Here is a 19977-nt window from a genome sequence, read left to right as displayed (position 1 = left end):
TGAATATGATCTGCGCTTTACAGAAGAGACGGCTTGACGCCCAGGTCGCGAACCGAAATCAGTGGTCTGCCGTCATGGCTGAGCACACAGATATCGGTTCGGAACTCAGTATGTTTCCGGGTAGTGACCCAGTATTCATTCGTGTGACTGAAGTCGATGGGCGCATGCAGTACCAGCGTGCCCAGCGAGAACGGCATCAGGCTGCCTCGCTCGGTACCGATGGAAATCGCCATGCCCGATTGAAACGCGCAGTCCAGCAGATTACTGAAACAGAACCCGGCGCCGGCCTGCCTTGAAAGCAGCGCCAGCGACAGTTGTTCATGGATGCGCACATGGCTGATCTTTTTGAAGAACGGGCCGTAATCGATGCCCATGCCACTGAACTCTGCGTACACCTGCTGATGGTCGAAATGGCGGCTTGAGTTCAGTAACAATTGCTCGCGAATGCGCTGCCCCTGCGCAGGCACTTGCGTGACGGAGGCCTCGCTGCAAAGGCAGCCGAGGGCATAGGTGTGATCCTGGTCAGCAACAGTAAATGCCAGGCGCTGATTGCCGGCGGGCTTGAGCTCGATATTCAGGCGCGGCGACGCGACGTTGCCAAGAAACGGTCTGAGCCACAGGCAGTCCTCAAGCGTGCTTGCCCTGAAGTGTGGAAAGAGCATCGTCGCGGTGTTCAGGACCAGTTCCAGGTAACTCACACCGGGCAACACCGGCAACGATCGCACCTGATGATCGGAAAAACACGGATGATGAGGCGGCACACAGAGCGTCGCTTCGTGGTCGCCTACTTGTTGAATGAACGGTGCAAAAATACCCGCCCCCATCATCCGAGCGATCCCTGTGCGGCACGCTGAGGTCGGACCTGGTCAAACCAGTATTCGCGCTCGTCGAAGCGATACGTCGGCAGGTGCACCCGCTGGCCGCTTTCACCCTGATGCACGCTTGCCCAATCCAGTGTCTCACCCTGCAAGAAGCACTCTCGAAGGGCGGACAACCTTTCATGCCTGGGCAGATCTGCCGGCAGCGAGGCGGCAATACTCCCATTGGCTTGCGCGGTGGCGCGCCATGAGGCCGACGGCAATGCCATCTGCTGCACCAGATCGGCAAGGCTGCTGGCCACCCAGGCCAATCGGTACTCCGCCTGAGCCCGACCGTTATTGCACGTGTAAGCGACCTGCTCCAGGCCAAGCAGCGAAGGATCGGACTGCGTCGTGCGATACAAAAAGTCTCGGAGCTGTTCCCGCATGGCTTGCAAGGCTTTGTCGCTTGCCGCCGACAACGTCACCAGGTAACTGTCGTGAAGACTGGCACAAGGCTCACGGCGAGGCGCCTGGCCGACCACGAGGTGAGCGTTGGCACCCCCGAAACCGAAAGAGCTGATACCGGCGACCTGCGGCGAGGGCCATGGCCGTGTCTGACTGAGGATCGAGAACGGTGACGGCTCAAGATCGATCAGTGGATTCAGACGATTGAAATGATGGTTCGCCGTCAGCGTGCTGTGCTGCATGGCCAGCAGTACTTTGGCCAGCGAGGCAGCTCCGGCGGCTGGTTCCAGATGACCGATATTGGATTTCACCGCCCCCAGCCAGACCGATTGCGGCGGCTGGTTCGGACACAGTTCGCGCCACGCACTCTTGAGCGCATCGATTTCGATAGGATCGCCCAGCAGCGTGCCAGTGCCGTGAGTCTCGATGTAGCTGACTTGCGCGGCAAGCGCGGGAGTGTAGACCCGGGTCAACAGTGCCGCTTGAGCGGCCGGGTTGGGTGCAGTCAGGGAGTTGGCACGGCCGCCATGATTTTCGCCATGCGCCAGGATAACGCCATGAATGGCATCGCCATCCAGCTGCGCCTGACGCAAGGGCTTGAGCAAGAAGCAACCGACACCTTCTGCGCGGACGTAGCCATCTGCAGACTCATCGAAACTGGCACAACGAAAACGTGGCGACATGAAGTTGCCGGCCTGCAGCCCAAGGGAAATCTGCTCATCGGCAATCAGGTTGATACCACCCGCCAGGGCGACGTCGCACACGCCCGAAGCCAGATCCTGACACGCCTTGACCAATGCACTCAATGAACCCGAGCAGGCGGTATCAAGGGTGAATGACGGACCGCGCCAATCAAAGAAGCTCGACAGACGATTGGCCAGAATACTCAACGAGTTGCCGGGCAGCGTGTACGGGTTGGGTGGCGTCGAGAACCTCGCTTGCAAGGTCGCGTAGTCGGCGCCGGTGCCTGCGATGTAACAGCCGGTTCGAGTGCCGGCCAGGGTTTGCGGCGCATAGCCGGCGTCTTCGAGCGTACGCCAGGTCGTCTGCAAAAGCAGTCGCTGACGCGGGTCCATGTAATTGGCTTCCAGCGGCGAGATGGAAAACAGTCGGGCATCGAACGTCTTGATATTCTTCAGAAAGCCGCCGTGCAAAGGCGCGGTGAAACCGGGACGCAAGGTACTGGAGATCAGGTTTCGATTGTCCAGTAACGCCTGCCAGAACGCGGGGGCTTCAAGGTCTTCCGGCATCAGCACGGAGTACCCGATGATCGCGACCTGCCCGTCCTGCTCGGCCGAAGAGTTCGGTTGCGGTTTCGCCTGCGCCTGCTGGCTATCGGTATCAGCTTCGAGCGGCGAAAGATTCGACAGTTCTGCGCTGATGGCGGCTAGCGTGTTGAGTGCATAGAAACGATGCGGGGCAATGCGCACGCCGAGCTCATCGGACAGCGCCTGAGACAGCAAATTGTAGGAAATCGAGTTCAACCCCAGCCAGCCCAGAGGTAAGTGGCGGTCATGAACGTTCACCCCCAGACACGACAGGATAATTGCGCGAACGCTGGCCTCGCTGTCCGCAAACGTCGCAACTGCGGGCGCCGGGGTTGCCAGTGGTGTGCCTGCGCCAATAGCTTTGGCGCTCAGTTGCGTCAGCGGCGCGCTGGCCAGGCGGCGCAAATCGACCTTGCCACTCGAGGTCAGCGGGATCGCTTCCAGGGGCAATAAGGCAGATGGAATCATGTAAAGCGGCAGGGCTTTCTTCAGTTCCGCCAGGACGCTCGATTCATCCACGGCATCACCCTGCCCCGACCAATAAAAACTGCATAAGTGGGGAACGGTACCCGTGCGCACGACGGTGAACACCTCCACCGACCCGAGCAATGCGGCGAGACGCACATTGATTTCTTCAAGTTCGATTCGATGGCCGTTGAGTTTGAGCTGACTGTCGGCGCGCCCCAGATAGGTCAGCTGGCCCTCACCGAAATGCCTGACACGATCCCCGGTACGGTAAACCTTGCCCTGTATACCGGGTACATCGATGAATGCGTTTTGGCTATCGACATTCAAATAACCTGGCGCGACGTTGGCGCCACTTATCAGCAGCTCCCCGGCCTGGCCACTGGCGACGGTTTGTAAGTGCTCATCAACAACGTAGAAACGATTGTTGAGTAGCGGGCGACCGAGGTGAATCACCTGCGGATCATCAATTCGCGCGCAAGACGCCCAGATCGTAGCCTCTGTAGGGCCATACACGTTGTACAGCAGGTGCCTGTCGCGCAGCAGGAACCGAGCGATATCAGGCGTCAGCGCTTCGCCGCCGCAGACAATCGTCAATGAGCGGGGGCAGGACCAGCGAGCATTCTTGAGCAAACGCCAGGACGCCGGCGTGGCCTGGACAACCGTGGCCGCCGACTCATTGATGTACTGTGAGAGTGCGGGTGCCGAGCGCCGGACCTCATCCTCTACAATTTCCAGTGTGGCGCCGACGACCAGTGGCAACAGCAGTTCGAGAATCGAGATATCGAAACTGATGGGCGTCAATGCCAGGAAATGATCTTCCTCACAGAACCCCGGCTCGAACGTCATGGCCAAGAGAAAATTCGCCAAATTTTCTCGGGTCGGGGCGACCCCCTTGGGCACACCGGTCGAACCCGAAGTGAACAGAATGTAGGCCTGATCACAACCCAGTTGCCGCAGCGGTTCCTGACTGTCATGTGGCAATATCGCGGCAGTGCAAGGCAGGTCGATCACCCGCACGTCTGGATGGCGAGCACGCAGGCCGGCAACATCGGCCTGTCCGTCACTGAGCACCACGGCCATTCGCGTTGTCGCGAGGATGGCGTCCAGTCGCTGTGCCGGCAGCGCGCTGTCCAGCGGAATAAACGGCACCTGCAGATTCAGTGCAGCGAGCATCGACACCGGTAGCCACGAAGAGCGCCCCAGCATCAGACCGATACCCTGCCGCAGGGAGGTGTCCTGTACAACCGCTTGAATCTGTCGGGCCAGATGCTGAGCCTGGTCGAACATTTGTGCGTACGTCAGCACCTGTTGCGGTGCCTGAACGGCGATTTTTTCCGGACGCCGTTGCACCTGCTCTCGAAAGCGTGCGACCACGCTGTCGGCCGCGGTCAGTGCCTGCACATCACCACAGGCAGCCGGCCGTAAAGGCTGGCTGAAATCAATGGCATCGATAGCGGTGTCGCCATCAATGACAAATCGATTCAACACTTGCAGCAGATTATCGGCCCACTCGTTGACCAGCGCTGGCGTGGCAAGACTGCGAGGAATATCGACACTGAGGACCAACTCATCAGCCTCGTGATGGAAATTCACCGCCAGGTCGTAAGGCCCGCCGGTGGTCGGCCGTTCAACCAGTTCGACCCTGAGCGATTCCAGCTCTGGGCAGGCTCTGGGCAACAGCCCTTCCGACTGATTGACCACAACGTTCAAGACCGGACGATTGCGGTTGAGCCGCTCCTCAGCCAGGCCCAACAACCGCTGCGGCGCCAATTGCTGATGCGGCCTGACAGCTCGGCGCTCCTGATCCACATGGTTGAGATACTGGCGAGGTGACCAATCCGGATGATGTGGAATCCACAGGGGCACAAGGCTGGTGAAGCACCCTGGCGATGTAGGCTCTTGCCGAGTGTCGAGGGTGTGCGCAATGCTGACCCCGTCAAGATCCTGATCATTGCTGTAACGCGCAATGGTGATGGCCGTCGCAGCCACGATCAGCCTGAACAACGTACTGTTCGACTCGGCTACAACGTTCTGGAGCGCCGCACAGCTCGGGCCGTTCAGCGAGCGTTTCACCGTCACAAAAGACGATTCGCCGCGATGCCCCGCCTTGAGAAATGGCAGTGCCTGACCCAGCGGATACCGGCTCAGCCGATCCTTCCAGAACGCCAGAGAATCGACTGATTCCGGGGGCACCGCCTTGCCTGCACGACTACGCGGACTTTGTATCTCAGAGACCGATTCGGGCTGCACATGCGCTTGTCCGTAAAGGCGGGACAGCAGGTTGCAAAATATCCGATAGCACTGCCCGTCGAATATCAGATGGCTGAACGTCAAACGCAGATGGTGGAGATGCTCCGAATGGCGGGTCAGCGTGAAGCGAAACAGTCGGTTTTCCGGGAGCGAAGCGGCCAGATTGCAGACAACACCCGTGTCACTCAGAGGAGGACTTTCTACATATTCCAGGACGTTTTCCGGCATGGCAGCCGGATAAACATGAACACCGGAGGCTCTTCTCACGAATGTACTAAAAGCCACCCGATAATGGCGGCGCATCAAAGTATTCAGTGCGTCACCCAGCACAGTTGCCACTATATCGCCATGAAGCAAGAAGCCATATGACAGCATGCAACCAGGATCGGCCCGATTATTCTCGATGCGCTCGAATATAAGCTCTTCATAGCAACTTGCGAGCCTGTGCATTGTATATCGGCCCTCCCGGCCACTATTCGGCGCTTAATTAAACGCCCAGTCCATAAACTCTAAAAACATACACAATTACAATAGGTTACGACTAACGACTGATACTAGAGTGCGGCCCTGACATCAACTATTGACGAGGAGCCTACATCACCAAAAGCGCATGAAGCAACCCGACTTGCAAATATCAAATATTGGGCTACATTCACTGCGAAATCACATTTTTCGCCTGTGAAACCTGTTTAAACATCGTACCCGCTGCGTGAAAAAACCTGCACCAAAATCCTACTTCGCCCAATAAATTCGGCACTTCCAGGATCATTTACTCAAGCAACTTATTACATGGATATTTTTTATGGATGATATAAGCACTCGCTCACTTCCCTTGAGCCTTGCGCAGGACGCTTATCGCGAGAAACGCTGGCAAGCCTTAATGATTATTTGCCTGGCCACGTTGATGATTGTGCTCGACACCACCATCGTTAACGTCGCGTTACCTTCGATCAAACTGCAACTGGGCTTTAGCGATGTATCGCTGGCCTGGATCGTCAATGCGTACCTGCTGACGTTCGGCGGTTTCCTGTTGCTGGGCGGTCGTCTGGGCGACTTGTACGGGCAGCGCAATCTGTTTATTACCGGGGTCACGATCTTCACACTGGCATCGCTGGCCTGCGGCATGGCATCGACGCAATGGACACTGGTAGCGGCACGGGGCTTTCAGGGCCTCGGCGGTGCATTGGTCACCGCCACGGCGTTGTCACTGATCATTCATTTGTTTACCGACCCGATCGAGCGCGCGAAAGCCATCGGCGCCTACAGTTTTGTGTGTGCCGGCGGCGGCAGCATTGGCGTATTACTGGGTGGCGTGCTGACCAACACTTATGACTGGCACTCGATTTTCCTGGTCAATCTGCCTCTGGGCGTTATCGTCCTTGGCTTAACCCTGCGGTTGCTGCCGCCAGCCGAAAACACCAGCAGGGCCTCGCTCGATGTCGGCGGAGCCATCACCATCATTGCCGCACTGATGCTGGCGGTGTATTCGATCATGAATGGCAATCACGTCGGCTGGGGATCTGTGCAAACCCTCGGATTACTGGCTCTGGCGGCCTTGTCCTTCGTGCTGTTCCTGGTCATAGAAACTCGCGTGAAAGAACCGCTGGTGCCGCTAAGACTGTTCCGGCTGCGAAACCTGAGCACGGCCAATTTGATCGGCGTGCTGTGGGCAACCTCGATGTTCGCCTGGTTTTTTCTTTGTGCTCTGTACCTGCAACAGGTATTGGGCTATAGCCCGCTTGAGGTAGGGTTGGCGTTTTTGCCCGCCAACCTCGTGATGGCCGTGTGTTCTTTGAGCCTGTCCTCTCGACTGATCATCCGCTACGGAATCAAGCCGCCGCTGGTAGCAGGCCTCGCGCTGGCCGCAGCAGGGCTGCTCCTGCTGTCGCGAGCACCGGTCAACGGCGATTTTCTGATGGACGTCTTGCCTGGGATGCTCTTGCTCGGATTGGGTGCCGGGATGGCTTTCAATCCGGTCCTCGTCGCCGCCATGAACGATGTCCCCCCCAGCGAGTCCGGTCTCGCCTCGGGCATTGTCAATACATCCTTCATGATGGGAGGCGCGTTAGGCCTGGCATTCATCAGCAGCCTCGCCGCATACCATCGTGACCACCTTGTGGAGAGCGGTCTCGCGCCGCTCGAGGCATTGAGCAGCGGCTATTCCATGGCATTTCTGGCGGGAGCCGTGCTTGCCCTCGCAGCTTCGCTGGCAGGCGCAGTGCTACTGCGCAAATAACCGTTCAAGTACAGCCACCCGACGAAACCCGCTACCCCGAGGCAGGCTGTACACATCGCAAACGCGGGTCGCTGAGTCTGAGCGGCCCGCGTCTGCGATTTGTCTGCCCTTTCTGCATTCCAGACCTTTTGCCAGTAAACTCCCTCTCTTTCCAGCCGCCACTCCATTGCACGCGGCCATCATCTATTTCTGTTGCGGAGTTTGCCTTGCGTCTGTTTCACACCTCCGACTGGCACCTTGGGCAAAACCTTCACGGCCAGGAGCGCGATTTCGAGCACGCCTGTTTTCTCGAGTGGCTGCTGCGCCAATTGAAGCTGGCGCAGCCGGATGTGCTGCTGATCGCCGGCGACATCTTCGACACGGTCAATCCGCCGGTCAAAGCCCAGGAACGCCTCTACGATTTCATCGTCAGCGCCCACGAACAGCAACCGTTGCTGACCATCGTGATGATCGCCGGCAACCACGATTCCGGCTCGCGGATCGAACTGCCCGCACCGTTGATGCGACGTTTGCGCACCCATGCGCTGGGCCGGGTGTTGTGGCTGGACGACGGGCAACTGGATGCGGAGCGTCTGTTGTTGCCGCTGCCGAATGCCTCGGGCGAAATCGCCGCGTGGTGCCTCGCGTTACCGTTCCTGCGGCCTGCCGAAGTAACTGGCGCACATCTGGGCGACAACTATCTGCGCGGCATTGGCCAAGTACATGAATGGCTGATCGAAGCGGCCAACGCCAAGCGTCAGCCGGGCCAGGCACTGGTCGCCATCAGCCATGCGCACATGGCCGGCGGGTCGGTGTCGGAAGACTCCGAACGCAGCCTGATCATCGGCAACGCCGAAGCCCTGCCGGCCAGTCTGTTCGGGGCGAGCATCAGCTATGTTGCGCTCGGCCATTTGCACAAGCCGCAGAAGGTCAACGGTGAAGAGCGGATTCGCTACAGCGGCTCGCCGATCCCGTTGTCGTTCTCGGAAATCGGCTATCAACACCAGATTCTCGATGTCGTGCTCGACGGCGAAACACTGATCAGCGTCGAGCCAATGCTGATCCCCCGCTCCGTCAATCTGCAACGTCTCGGCCCTGCGCCGCTCACAGAAATCCTGTTGCAACTGGCCGACCTGCCGAACATCGACCTGCTGGCCGAAACCCAGCGCCAGCCATGGCTGGAAGTGCGGGTGCGCCTCGACGAGCCGCAGCCAGACTTGCGCCATCAAGTCGAAAGCGCCCTGCAAGGCAAAGCCGTGCGTCTGGTGCGGATCGCGGCCGAATACGCCGGTAACCGTGGTGCTGATGGCGCCGAGGACGGCAGCGCGCTGATCGAACTGGACCAGCTAACACCACAGGAATTGTTCAGCCGCGCCTGGCTCGACAATTACGGCAACGAGGTCGACGAGCAAACCCTCAAGGACTTCGCCGAACTGCTGCAAGACGTACAGATGGAGGGCGAGCAGCCATGAAGATTCTCGCCATTCGTTTGAAGAACCTTGCTTCGCTGGCCGGCCCGTTCGAGATCGACTTCACCGCCGAACCGCTGGCCAGCGCCGGTCTGTTCGCCATCACCGGCCCGACCGGCGCGGGCAAAAGTACCTTGCTCGATGCCCTGTGCCTGGCGTTGTTTGGCTCTGTGCCGCGTTTGAACAACACCAGCCGTGACGCCAAGGTGCCGGACGCCGACGGCGAAATCGCCACCGGCGACCCGCGCACCCTGCTGCGGCGCGGCACGGGTGAAGGTTTTGCCGAAGTGGATTTTGTCGGTGTCGATGGACGCCGCTATCGCGCACGCTGGGAAGCCAACCGCGCCCGGGAAAAGGCCGGCGGCAAGTTGCAGGCCAGCCGTCAGAGCCTGCGCGACATCGATCAGGATCAACTGCTCGCCAGCCAGAAAGGCGAGTACAAGGTTCAGCTCGAAGCAGCGCTGGGCCTGAACTTCGAACAGTTCACCCGCGCCGTGCTGCTGGCCCAGAGTGAGTTCAGTGCCTTCCTCAAGGCGGATGACAACGACCGCAGCGAACTGCTGGAAAAACTCACCGACACCGCGCTCTACACCCGCCTCGGCCGGCGCGCGTTCGACAAGACCAAAGAGGCGCGCGAAGCCCACAAGCAGTTGCAGGATCAGGCCACCGGCATGACCCCGCTGCCGCCCGAGGCTCGCGCCGAACTCGACGAACGCTTCAACACTGCCCAGCGACAACTGAAATTGCAGCAGGCCCAGCTCAAACAGCTTGAACAACAACACACCTGGCTCAAGGATCTGCACCTGTTGCAGGACGCGCAGCAGGCAGCCGCCGAACAACTGCAGGGCGCCGAACACGAACGCGAAACGCTGGCCGGCGAACGCTTGCGACTGACGCGCCTTGAACAACTTGCCCCGCAACGGCACCAGTTCGCCCGCAAGGCTGAAATCGATTCGCTGCTGACACCGTTGGCAGCGCAGATCAGTGCGCACAATCGACAACAAGGCGAGATGACTGAACGCCAGACACAACTGGAGCGGGATCTCACCAACGCGCAAGTCGCCCTGACCCAGGCACAGACGCAACAGAGCGAAAGTGCGCCGCTGTTGCGTCAGGCTTTCGACGAGCAAAGCACCCTCGCCCACCTCGCCAGGGAGGTCGCCTCCGGTGCCGAAGCCAAGCAAAACGCCGAACAGGCCTGCACCCAGGGCCAGAGCGCGATCCAGACCCTGCTCGACCAACAGAAAATGGTCGCCGAACGCTTGCAACGCATCGCCGCCGATCTTCAGCAAAGTGCTCATCTGGCACCGTTGAGCGAAGCCTGGAATGCCTACCGCGATCGCTTGCAGCAATTGATGCTGATCGGCAACCGGTTGAACAAGGGCGAAAGCGAACTGGCGAATCTCGAACGGAACGCTGCCCGCGCCACCGAAGAACTGGCCACGCAAAAGCAGCAGCTGGAAGTGCTGTTCAAAGAGGCTGGCGCCGAGCCGAATGCAGTCGCCGAACAGATCGGCATCCTCGGCACTCTGTTGCAGGACAATCGCAAGCAACTGCGCGCGATCGAAGAGCTGACACGCCTTTGGGCCGGCCAGCAGGACCTGGACAAACGTGGTGCCGAGCTGCAACTGCGTCAGCTCGATGCGCAACAGGAGCGCGAGCGCCTGACCCAGGACGGGGTGAAAACCAAGTCCGAACTGACCGTCGCCGAACAGACCCTCAACGTCACCCGTGAGTTGCTCGAACGCCAGCGTCTGGCCCGCAGTGCCAGCGTCGAAGAGCTGCGTGCGCAGTTACAGGACGACCAGCCGTGCCCGGTCTGCGGCAGCAATGAACATCCGTATCACCAGCCGGAGGCGCTGCTGCAGAGTCTCGGTCGGCACGATGAAAGCGAGCAGGCGAACGCGCAACAAGCGGTCGATCAACTGAAGGAAAAAATCACCGAGCTGCGAACCAGTGTCGGTGGCGTGATTGCCCAGCAGAAAGAGTTGCTGCAACAACAGGAACAACTCGCCGCTCAACAGCAAGCGCTGACGCCGAGCATTGAGGCTCATCCGCTGGCCGCGCCGTTGCTGAATCAGGCCAGCGACAAACGCGCTGACTGGCTGACTCGCCAGAACGATCAACTGAACCAGAGCATCACGCAAGACGAACAGCGCCAGACGGCCTTGCTCACGCTGCAACAGGATGCGGCGCGCCTGACCCAGCAACTGCGTCACGCCGAAACCGCGCACCAGCAAGCGGCGCAGCACCTGAGCAATCAGCAGCGCGAGTTGAGCGCTGACCGCCAGCGTCTCGACGAAGAGCTCGCAGCCTTCGCCACACTGCTGCCCTCCGAGACTCACGAAGCTCTCCGCGCCGAGCCGGCTGCGACCTTCATGCAGCTTGACCAGCAGATCGCCGAGCGTCTGGCGCAAATCGATCAGCAAAAAGAAGAACTGACCGAACAGCAACAACGCCAGCAGACGCTTGAGAAGGAACAGGATCGTCAGCAAAACCGCGTGCAGCAATTGCAAAACGCTGAACAGCAGTTCAATGCACTGACCTCTCAGCAACAGGCCAGCCAAGAGAAACTCGCGCAATTGCTGGGCGATCACAACTGCGCCGAACACTGGCAACAGCAGCTTGAACTGGCGGTAGAACAGGCGCGCATCGCCGAATCCACCACAACTCAGGCACTGCAAGGCGTGCGCACGCAACTCGTGCAAATCGCCGCCGAACTCAAAGCGCAGCAGGAGCGTTTGCAGGCGCTGGAAACCGAAGACCGCGATCTGGCCGGCAAGATTGCCGACTGGCGCGCCCGTCACCCGGAACTGGATGACGGTGGCCTCAAAGATCTGCTGCGGGTCGATGACGCGCAGGTTGGCGAGTTGCGCGAGCGTTTGCAGCGCAACGAAAAAGCCCTGGAACACGCCAAAGTGCTGTTGCAGGAACGTGATCGCCAGTTGCTCGAGCATCAGGCGCAGCACAACGGCAACCTTGAAGCCGAACAACTCACCACTGCCCTCGCCGACGTGCAGAATCAGTGCAGCGCGAGCGAACAGCTCTGCGCCGAGCTGCGTGCCGAGCAAGTCGAGGATCAGCGCCGGCAGAATGCCAATTGCGCGCTGGCGCAGCAGATCGCCGACGCCTATGCCGAGTATCAGCGCTGGGCGCGGCTCAATGCGCTGATCGGCTCGGCCACTGGCGATACCTTCCGCAAAATCGCCCAAGCCTACAACCTCGACCTGCTGGTGCATCACGCCAACGTGCAACTGCGGCAACTGGTCAAGCGCTACCGCCTCAAGCGTGGCGGCAGCATGCTCGGCCTGTTGGTGATGGACACCGAAATGGGCGACGAACTGCGCTCGGTGCATTCGCTGTCCGGCGGCGAAACCTTTTTGGTGTCGCTGGCTCTCGCATTGGGCCTGGCCTCGATGGCGTCGAGCACACTGAAAATCGAATCGCTGTTCATCGACGAAGGCTTCGGCAGCCTCGATCCGGAATCCCTGCAACTGGCCATGGACGCCCTCGACGGCTTGCAGGCACAGGGCCGCAAGGTCGCGGTGATTTCCCACGTACAGGAAATGCACGAGCGGATTCCGGTGCAGATTCAGGTGCAGCGTCAGGGCAATGGTTTGAGCACACTGGAGGTGAAATGAACACGTTGTATTCGTTCCGCCGCTGCCCGTATGCGATGCGGGCGCGGATGGCCCTGCGTTATTCGGGCGTGCCGGTCGAGATCATCGAAGTCAGCCTCAAGGCCAAACCGGCCGAGATGCTGGCGATCTCGCCCAAGGGCACGGTGCCGGTGCTGGATGCCGGTGGTCAGGTGATCGATGAGAGCCTGGAAATCATGCGCTGGGCGCTGGCGCAGAATGATCCGGATGACTGGTTGCTCAAGGATGATTCGTTCGGGGCGTTGTGGGCGGACAAGCTGATTCAGGGCAACGATCAGATATTCAAGGTGCATCTGAATCGCTACAAGTACGCCGAGCGTTATCCGGAACAACCGATGGAAGTTTATAGGACCGAATGTGAAGTGTTTTTGCGCCACTTGAATAAGATGATGAAGAGTCGCGATTACTTACTGGCCGATCATCCCTGCCTGGCCGATATCGCGCTGCTGCCCTTCGTACGCCAGTTTGCCCATGTTGATCGTGAGTGGTTTGCGACGACACCTTATGAAAGATTGCAGGCGTGGTTACAACGCTTTCTTGAGTCGGATCTATTCACCGCCATCATGAAAAAGTAAGCGCCTTACGCCAGTACCTGGCACATGCCGATGGCCGAGCAATCCACTTGGAATGGTCCGAGAAAACTCACTTCGGTTTTCACCGGCGGATTGCCGGCCAGCAGCCCCAGCGCATTGGCCCGCTCGATGTTGTGGGCGATGGTGTGGTTGGCCTCTATGGCCCGGGCTAGCCCGCCGACCGAGCCCTGACCGAATCCCAACAAGGACGCGCCATTGGTCATGAGCGCCAGGCCGGCGATGACCCAGAATCTGTAGCCTTTCATGCTCCGACGGCTCCCGCGAGTCCGGTTGAATCCACCGCTGCATTTTGCGAGCGAAGTTCGAACTGGATGCCGGGATGCGCGACCTGGATCGGTGCATCGAAGCTGTGCTGCGATTGGGACGAGAGGCTGACGAACAGCACCATGGCCAGGTACAGACCGATGGCCAGGTAGGCGCCGCGTTTGGCGGAAGTGATGATTGAACTGGCCATGATGTGTGCTCCGTGGACATGTTTCGAGGTCCACAGAATCGATCAAAAAAGCCCGGGCAACCACTCAGGGTTTGGCATAGTAACCATCAGCTTCGTTGATTATTTAGCCGATCTATCTCGCCGTTTGAAAATACCTATTACTTGACGAAACGCACGCAAAAAAACCGCCCAAGGCTGCGATCTTTTGATTTTGCTTTTAACAAACAAGATCAAAAGATCGCAGCCTTTGGCAGTACCAGGACGTGGCGGAAATTTCAGTGTTGGGCTTTGTGATCCAGCGCGGCGTAGAAGTTGGCGCTCTGTTGCAGGTATTTCTGGGTGTAGCTCTGGGTGTGGGATTTTTTGTCGCTGATTTCAACGTTGGCGCTGGCTGGCAACGCAACGGTGGCGGAGATGGCGGAAGCGGCGATGATCGAGAAGAGATTGAAGTTCATGGCGGTAACCCTCGTGTTCGGTTGGCTTGCTTGCCCGGTTGGGCCGTGAAGCAAACTTAACGCTCGAGGGTTGCTCGCTTGAAATGCTTTGTACCATTACCTGTTATCAGCAGGATTAATACAAAGCGTCAGGCCCCGTAGACCGGGGCCTGCGGCTTATTGACGCACGAGAAACTTGAGGTCGCTCGGGGCGTCCATCGGCAGTTTTTGCACGGTTTTACCGAGCAGACCGGTCTTGCCGTCACGCTCGACCACGACAATCTGGTTGCTCTTCTGGTTGGCGATCAGCAGGAATTTGCCGCTCGGATCGAGGCTGAACTCACGCGGGTGATCGCCTTCCACCGAACGCCGTTGCAGCTCTTTGAGCTGGCCGGTGGCCGGGTCGATGGCGAATACCAGCAGCTGATTGGCGGTGCCACGGTTGCTGACGTAGAGGAATTTGCCGTCGGCGGAGGTGTGCAACGCCGCAGCGGCTTTGTCCGAGGTCGGCTGGCCGGCGGCCAGGTCGATCATTTGTGTCTGGGTCAGCACGCCGTCGTTGTAGTCGAACACTGCAACCTGCGCGCTCATTTCCATGGTCAGCCACGCGTGCTTGCCGTCAGCGCTGAACAGCAGATGACGCGGGCCGCTGCCTGCTGGCAGTTGCACCGAGGCGGTTTTCGCTGGGGTCAGCGGCAGATACGGATTGGCTTTCGGGTCGAATTGGTAGACAAAGACTTTGTCTGCGCCCAGGTCGTTGGAGAACACGTAACGACCGTCCGGCGAAGAAATCGTCGAGTGCACGTGGTTTGAGGCCTGACGCTCAGGGTTGACCCGGCTCGCCGGGTGCGCGCTCATCTGCACCACCGGTTTGAGTTTGCCGTCGCTGCCCACCGGCAACACCGCGAGGGTGCCGCCCGGGTCTTCAACCACCGAATAGTTACTGACAAACAGATGACTGGCGTCGCCGCTGAGGCTCGAATGGGTCGGCTCATTGCCCAGGCTCTGCACCTGATTGATCAGGGTCAGGGCGTGGGTCTTCGGATCGATCGAGTAACTGCTGACGCGACCGACCGGATCTTTCTGACCAGGACCGTTTTCATTGACCACGAACACCCGGTGCTGATCCTTGGACAGGGTCAGCCACGACGGATTTTCACTCTTGATCACTTGCAGCGGCTTGGCGTCGATCTGGCCCGTGGCGCTGTCGAAGTTCATCCGGTAGATGCCCTGGCTGGTGCCGGCGGTGTAGGAGCCGACCAGCAACTGGAAGCTCTCGGCCGAAGCGCTCGACAGTCCCATCGCACCAACGCTGCCGGCCATCAGCAACGGCCAGAATTTACGCATGTTCATTCGGTTTCATCCTCGTCGTCGGCGCTGCTGAGCACATCGCCGAGGCAGACCAGACGGTGTTCGCCGACGGTTTTGGTGTCGCTGGAAAACCCAACGATCAACCAGCTCTGCAGGTCCTGGTCAAACGTCGCCGCTTCAACCTGAGCCGGCGTGAACTCCCAATGCCTGGCCGTTCGGCCATCGATGCACTCGATATGCAGATTATCGTCTTCATCGAGGGCAAATTCGAAGGCGTGCAGGCCGTCGATTTCGACCATACCGCAGTGTTCGAGGGCGTTGAGAAGGGTGTCGGTTACGGCAGTCATGGCAATCATGTCTTTCAGGGGGAAAGTGGCAATGATAGCTCAATGTGACCGCCGGGCCTTAGGGGAGCTTGCCCACACAAGGCCCGGCGGCCCCGCTTAGAGAACCTCTCGCGAGGGCTTACCATCTACCAGCCGCTGAATGCGCAGCGGGTTGGCGTTTTTCAGCGGTTCCGGCAGCAGGCTGTCGGGGTAGTTCTGGAAGCACACCGGGCGCAGGAAACGGTCGATCGCCAGGGTGCCGACCGAGGTGCCGCGAGCATCGGACGTCGCCGGATACGGTCCGCCGTGGACCATCGAATCGCACACCTCGACGCCGGTCGGATAACCGTTAAGCAGGATCCGCCCGACCTTCTGTTCCAGCAACGGCGTCAGTTCCGGGAAGCGCTCGAAGTCCGCCTGCTCGCCAATGATCGTCGCCGTGAGTTGCCCATGCAGGCCCTGCAACGCCGCGCTCAACTGCGCCTTGTCAGCCACTTCGACGATCACCGTGGTCGGGCCGAACACTTCCTCTTGAAGCACTTCATCGCCATCGATCAACAGGCTGACATCGGCTTTGAACAACTGCGGCTGCGCCTGATTGCCCTGTTGCGGATTGCCGGCCAGATGTTCAATGCCGGCATGCGCCAACAGTTTTTCCAGGCCCTTGCCATAGCTGCCGAGGGTGCCGGCATTCAGCATGGTTTGCGCCGGTTGGTCGCCGATCAGCGCGGCAACTTGCTCAACGAACGCCGTGAACTGCGGCGAGCGAATGCCGATCACCAGGCCCGGATTGGTACAGAACTGACCGCAGCCCTGCACCACCGACGCGGTCAGATCGCGGGCGACGGTTTCCGAGCGCACGGCCAAAGCCTGGGGCAACACGATCACCGGGTTGATGCTCGACATCTCGGCGAACACCGGTATCGGCTGCGGACGCGCGGCGGCCATGTCGCACAGTGCCCGTCCGCCCTTCAACGAACCGGTGAAGCCGACGGCTTGAATGGCGGGATGCTTGACCAGCCATTCGCCAACACCGCCGCCATAAATCATGTTGAACACCCCGGCCGGCATCGCGGTTTTTTCTGCCGCCCGAATCACCGCGTCAGCTACGAGCTCGGCCGTGGCCATATGGCCGCTGTGGGCCTTGAATACCACCGGGCAACCGGCGGCCAGCGCCGACGCGGTATCGCCGCCGGCGGTGGAGAATGCCAGCGGAAAGTTGCTCGCGCCGAACACCGCCACCGGGCCGAGGCCGATGCGGTACTGGCGCAGGTCCGGACGTGGCAATGGTTGACGATCCGGCAGCGGCAGGTCGATTCGCGCACCGTAAAAATCACCGCGCCGCAGCACTTTGGCGAACAACCGCATCTGGCCGCTGGTGCGCCCGCGTTCACCTTGAATCCGCCCGGCAGGCAATGCGGTTTCGCGGCAGACCACGGCGACGAAATCATCGCCCAGTGCATCCAGTTCATCGGCAATCGCATCGAGAAATTGCGCACGGCGTTCGGCGCTGAGGCTGCGATACGCTGGATACGCGGCCGCAGCAGCCTTGGCGGCAGCGTCTACTTCCACTTCCGTGGCCTGAATGAAATCGTGGGGCAATGATTCGCCCGTCGTAGCGTCGGTGCTGTGCAGTTTGACGCTACCCGCCGCGCTGCGACGACCACCGACGTAGTTGTGACCGAGAATCTGAGTCATGGGATCTCCTTAAAGGGTGCCGATGCTGTTCGGTTGGAAAACGGCTTCAACCGGGGCGATGCCATTGATCAGCGGCGCGCCGAATTCGGCCTGGCTGATCTCGAATACATCGCCCGGCTGAGTGCGGATGCCATCAGCGAACGACAGGGTCGCGGTGCCGAAAAAGTGAATGTGCACGTCGCCGGGGCGCAGGAACTGGCTGTATTTGAAGTGGTGGTATTCGAGGTTCGCCAGGCTGTGGCACATGTTGGCCTCGCCGCTGAGGAATTCGTTCTGCCACAGCACTTCGCCGTCGCGCAGGATGCGGCTGGTGCCGGCCAGGTGTTGCGGCAATTCACCCACGCGCAACTCCGGGCCGTAGCTGCAACTGCGCAGTTTCGAATGGGCCAGGTACAGGTAATTTTTGCGTTCCATGACGTGATCGGAGAACTCGTTGCCCACCGCAAAACCGAGGCGATACGGCTTGCCGTCGTGGCCGATGAGGTAGAGGCCGGCCATCTCCGGTTCTTCGCCGGCGTCTTCAGCAAACGGCGGCAACGGGAACGGCTGACCGGGGCGCACCACAATGCTGCCGTCGCCCTTGTAGAACCATTCCGGCTGAACCCCGGCCTGTCCCGCCGCCGGTTTGCCGCCCTCCACGCCCCACTTGAAGATGCGCATGGTGTCGGTCATCGCTGCTTCGTCGCCGGCCTGTTGGTGCATCTTGTCCCGGGCCGACGCGCTACCGAGGTGCGTGAGGCCGGTGCCGCTGACCAGCAGGTGCGCCGGGTCCGGATGATCCAGCGGCGGCAGGATGCGAAGCTTGGCCAGCAACTCGGCGTAGTCGTGGCTGATGCCCAGACCCAGGGCTTGCACTTGCTGTGCAAGGGTGCTGCCGGCATCAATCGCGGCCAGGGCAAGATCGCGAACCGTGCGCGCATCCTGCACTTCACGCACCAGACCGTCCTCGACCACCCCGACGCGGCGCTCGCCGTTACTCAATTCGAATTGAACCAGATGCATGAATCCTCTCCTGTAAACAAGCTTTCGAAACACCCCAAGACCCTGTGGGAGCTGGCTTGCCAGCGATAGCCATCTGTCAGATACATCAATGCTGAATGTGCTGACTTCATCGCTGGCAAGCCAGCTCCCACAAGGAATAGCGCCGATCATTCAGGTGCGTGTTGAGCCTCGTGCGCTGGCGGCAAATTGCTCGACTGGCAGCACATGCTTGCGCTCCAGCAAGCGATAGACGACGCCCGTCAGAACCAGCCCGAACACCATCACCCCGGACAGGAAGTACAGGCCCGAAGCGAGGTTGCCGGTGTATTCCTTCAAGGCGCCGATCACGAACGGGCCGATGTAACCGCCGAGGTTCCCCACCGAGTTGATCAAGGCAATGCCCGCCGCCGCACTGGCACCGGCAAAGAAGCGTCCCGGCAAGGTCCAGAACACCGCCGTGCAGGAAAACAGCGAAAACGCCACCAGACACAACGCCGCCAGTTGGGCCACTGGCAAGGACAGCCAGGCGCTGAGGAACAGACCGATGGCGCCCATTACGTACAGCACCGCCAGATGCCCGTAGCGATCATTCATGCGATCGGAACTGCGCGGCACGATCAGCAGCCCGACGATGCCGAAGACGTACGGCACCGATGACACGAAACCGGTCACCAGATCGCTGCCGCCGAACTGTTTGATCAGGGTCGGCAGCCATAGGCCCAGGCCATAAATGCTCAGGGTCACCGGCAGATAGAACAGCGCCAGCAGTAACACGCGTTTGTCTTTCAGCGCATGCAGCGGATTGCCGTGACGGGTCTGACCGTATTCCTGCAGGTCCTTTTTCAGCTCGCCGGTCAGCCAATCCTTCTCGGCCTGGTCCATCCATGTCACTTGCTGCGGGCCGTCCGGCAACCAGCGCAATACCGGCCAGGTCAGCAGGATCGCCGGGGTGCCGATGACGATGAACAGCCACTGCCAGCCGTGCAGGCCGAGGATGCCGTCCATGCCCAGCAAACCGCCGGACACGGGGCCGGTGATCATCATTGCGATGGGTTGGGAAAGGATGAACAGCCCGAGGATCTTGCCGCGATGGCGCACCGGGAACCATTGGGTGATGTAGTACAGAACGCCGGGAAAGAACCCCGCCTCCGCCGCGCCGAGCAGAAAGCGCATCACGTAGAAACTGTGCGGGCCCTGGACGAACGCCATGCCGATGGTGATCGCGCCCCAGGTGATCATGATCCGCGCGAACCAGCGCCGCGCACCGAAGCGTTCGAGCATCAGGTTGCTGGGGATCTCCAGCAGAAAGTAGCCAATGAAAAACAGCCCGGCACCGAGTCCGTAGGCGGCATCGCCGATGCCGATGTCGGCGCCCATGTGCAGCTTGGCGAAGCCGACGGCGGAGCGATCCACATAGGCGATCAGGTACAGCAGGATCAGGAAGGGAATCAGTTTCAGCGTGATGCGCCGGACAAGCCGCAGTTCCTGGCTCATGGGATCGGTCTCCGATTGTTGTTTTTATGGAACCTCGGGGGACGCCTCTCGCGGAAAACCGCCAGGGCCATCCCTCCGTCGAAAACGACTATATAGTAATACTAATTACCCAA

Annotated in this window: 14 protein-coding genes; 4 read left to right on the top strand and 10 right to left on the bottom strand. The window is 60.0% G+C overall.

Features of this window, described 5'->3' with window-relative positions; all coding sequences use genetic code 11:
* Positions 1-17: 17 nt before the first annotated feature.
* Together JJN09_RS26745 and JJN09_RS26740 are read right to left on the bottom strand one after the other, a co-directional pair.
* The gene (locus tag JJN09_RS26745) at positions 18-824 is read right to left on the bottom strand and encodes a polyketide synthase dehydratase domain-containing protein (protein ID WP_249484444.1); all 807 of its coding nucleotides are present in this window, start codon (positions 822-824) and stop codon (positions 18-20) included.
* The gene (locus tag JJN09_RS26740) at positions 824-5701 is read right to left on the bottom strand and encodes an AMP-binding protein (RefSeq protein ID WP_249484443.1); all 4878 of its coding nucleotides are present in this window, start codon (positions 5699-5701) and stop codon (positions 824-826) included. Before JJN09_RS26740 ends, JJN09_RS26745 begins: the two co-directional genes overlap by 1 nt.
* Positions 5702-6053: 352 nt before the next feature.
* On the opposite strand from JJN09_RS26740, the gene JJN09_RS26735 reads away from it, so the two are divergent.
* The 4 genes from JJN09_RS26735 (at position 6054) to JJN09_RS26720 (ending at position 13169) form a co-directional block, all read left to right on the top strand.
* Positions 6054-7487, top strand: a complete 1434-nt coding sequence (locus tag JJN09_RS26735) for an MFS transporter (RefSeq protein ID WP_249484442.1) — start codon at positions 6054-6056, stop codon at positions 7485-7487.
* 206 nt (positions 7488-7693) lie between these two features.
* The gene (locus tag JJN09_RS26730) at positions 7694-8938 is read left to right on the top strand and encodes an exonuclease SbcCD subunit D C-terminal domain-containing protein (RefSeq protein WP_249484441.1); all 1245 of its coding nucleotides are present in this window, start codon (positions 7694-7696) and stop codon (positions 8936-8938) included.
* Complete coding sequence (locus JJN09_RS26725) at positions 8935-12576, top strand: AAA family ATPase (protein ID WP_249484440.1); 3642 nt, start codon at positions 8935-8937, stop codon at positions 12574-12576. The genes JJN09_RS26730 and JJN09_RS26725 overlap by 4 nt, the downstream gene beginning before the upstream one ends.
* Positions 12573-13169, top strand: coding sequence for a glutathione S-transferase (locus JJN09_RS26720; protein ID WP_249484439.1), 597 nt, complete (start codon positions 12573-12575; stop codon positions 13167-13169). The genes JJN09_RS26725 and JJN09_RS26720 overlap by 4 nt, the downstream gene beginning before the upstream one ends.
* A gap of 5 nt (positions 13170-13174) precedes the next feature.
* Here JJN09_RS26720 and JJN09_RS26715 read toward each other — a convergent pair whose 3' ends face one another.
* The 8 genes from JJN09_RS26715 to JJN09_RS26680 form a co-directional block, all read right to left on the bottom strand.
* Positions 13175-13432, bottom strand: coding sequence for a hypothetical protein (locus JJN09_RS26715; protein WP_249484438.1), 258 nt, complete (start codon positions 13430-13432; stop codon positions 13175-13177).
* Positions 13429-13641 carry a hypothetical protein gene (locus tag JJN09_RS26710; protein WP_249484437.1) on the bottom strand — a complete coding sequence of 71 codons (213 nt, stop codon included), beginning with the start codon at positions 13639-13641 and terminating at the stop codon, positions 13429-13431. The genes JJN09_RS26715 and JJN09_RS26710 overlap by 4 nt, the downstream gene beginning before the upstream one ends.
* 254 nt (positions 13642-13895) lie before the next feature.
* Positions 13896-14075 carry a hypothetical protein gene (locus JJN09_RS26705; protein WP_011334602.1) on the bottom strand — a complete coding sequence of 60 codons (180 nt, stop codon included), beginning with the start codon at positions 14073-14075 and terminating at the stop codon, positions 13896-13898.
* Positions 14076-14231: 156 nt separating this feature from the next.
* Entirely contained in the window at positions 14232-15407 is a 1176-nt protein-coding gene (locus tag JJN09_RS26700; RefSeq protein WP_249484436.1) for a lactonase family protein, read from the bottom strand.
* On the bottom strand, positions 15404-15712 hold the full coding sequence (locus JJN09_RS26695; RefSeq protein WP_249484435.1) for a DUF5629 family protein: 309 nt from the start codon (positions 15710-15712) through the stop codon (positions 15404-15406). The genes JJN09_RS26700 and JJN09_RS26695 overlap by 4 nt, the downstream gene beginning before the upstream one ends.
* A gap of 96 nt (positions 15713-15808) precedes the next feature.
* Positions 15809-17389, bottom strand: a complete 1581-nt coding sequence (locus tag JJN09_RS26690) for an aldehyde dehydrogenase (NADP(+)) (RefSeq protein WP_249484434.1) — start codon at positions 17387-17389, stop codon at positions 15809-15811.
* Positions 17390-17398: 9 nt separating this feature from the next.
* The gene (gene araD1 / locus JJN09_RS26685; RefSeq protein ID WP_249484433.1) at positions 17399-18391 is read right to left on the bottom strand and encodes an AraD1 family protein; all 993 of its coding nucleotides are present in this window, start codon (positions 18389-18391) and stop codon (positions 17399-17401) included.
* Between the two features lie 150 nt (positions 18392-18541).
* Entirely contained in the window at positions 18542-19864 is a 1323-nt protein-coding gene (locus tag JJN09_RS26680) for an MFS transporter (RefSeq protein WP_249484432.1), read from the bottom strand.
* Between the last annotated feature and the right edge of the window lie 113 nt (positions 19865-19977).

The organism is Pseudomonas sp. HS6, assembly GCF_023375815.1.
In the GTDB taxonomy this organism is placed as follows: domain Bacteria; phylum Pseudomonadota; class Gammaproteobacteria; order Pseudomonadales; family Pseudomonadaceae; genus Aquipseudomonas.
Note: the sequence above shows the minus strand (reverse complement) of the source record. Positions and strands in the feature narration are given on the sequence as shown.